The 959-nt window shown below is 61.9% G+C and carries 2 protein-coding genes; both read right to left on the bottom strand.

Annotated elements, in window-relative coordinates; genetic code table 11:
• Positions 1-4 precede the first annotated feature (4 nt).
• The gene (locus tag D3H34_RS33010) at positions 5-295 is read right to left on the bottom strand and encodes a co-chaperone GroES (RefSeq protein WP_119558898.1); all 291 of its coding nucleotides are present in this window, start codon (positions 293-295) and stop codon (positions 5-7) included.
• A gap of 214 nt (positions 296-509) precedes the next feature.
• On the bottom strand, positions 510-959 hold a 450-nt coding region (locus tag D3H34_RS33005; RefSeq protein ID WP_147400613.1), incomplete at its 5' end, for a mechanosensitive ion channel family protein.

Raw genomic sequence — 959 nt, 5'->3', positions numbered from 1 at the left:
GTGCTTACTTCTCGACGACTGCGAACAGGTCGTCTTCCTTCATCACCAGCAGTTCGTCGCCATCGACCTTGACGGTCTGGCCGCTGTACTTGCCGAACAGAACGCGGTCACCGACCTTGACGTTCAGAGCGATCAGTTCGCCCTTGTCGTTCTTCTTGCCCGGGCCGACGGCCAGGATTTCGCCTTGGTCAGGCTTTTCTGCGGCGTTGTCGGGGATAAAGATGCCCGAAGCAGTCTTGGTTTCGTTTTCAAGGCGCTTGACGATCACGCGATCGTGCAGGGGACGAAGTTGCATAACATCTCCAAATACATCAACAGGTTGGAACAACAGCCTCGCAGGGCGCGGCATTCGAAATGGCCTGGGGTTGGGTGCTGTTAGCACTCGACCCCAACGAGTGCTAATCATACGGTCATTTTTTGCAGTTTCAAGTGTTTTGCAGAAAGAGGCCTGATGCCGGGTGGGGACAGATGCCGCTGGCCGCGGGGCATGGGCCCTGGCGGGACGGCCTTCAGGCCGGCGTCGCCGGCGGGCTGGCCATCATCATGGTGGGCACGGCGAGTGGCAGGCCGGCATTCTTGAAGTCGTCCAGCATCGTGAATAGCAGGTCGCTGCGCACGCCGCTGGCCAGGCGCGGGCTGGCGACATAGGCGATGGCCTGGAAGATCAGGCTGCCGTTTTCTATGCCCTCCAGGCTCAACGACGGCTCCGGCGTTTCGAGCACGCCGGGATGCGCGCGGCAGGCGGCCAGCATCAGTTCGCGCACCAGCTTGGCGTCGGTCGACAGCGGCATGGGCAGGCGGATCAGCACGCGGCCTTCGGTGCTGGTCAGCGTCATGTTGCGCACGGTCTTGGTGATGAACTCGGAGTTCGGCACTATGACGGTCGAGCGGTCGCCGAGCTGGATCTCGGTGGCGCGCACGTTGATGCGCTTGATGTCGCCCTCGGTCGTGCCCAGCAC

This window comes from Acidovorax cavernicola, assembly GCF_003581445.1.
Note: the sequence above shows the minus strand (reverse complement) of the source record. Positions and strands in the feature narration are given on the sequence as shown.

Bases quoted from the DNA above. Each gene is read 5' to 3' on its own strand.
- D3H34_RS33010 (WP_119558898.1), bottom strand. From the start codon at position 295: ATGCAACTTCGTCCCCTGCACGATCGCGTGATCGTCAAGCGCCTTGAA.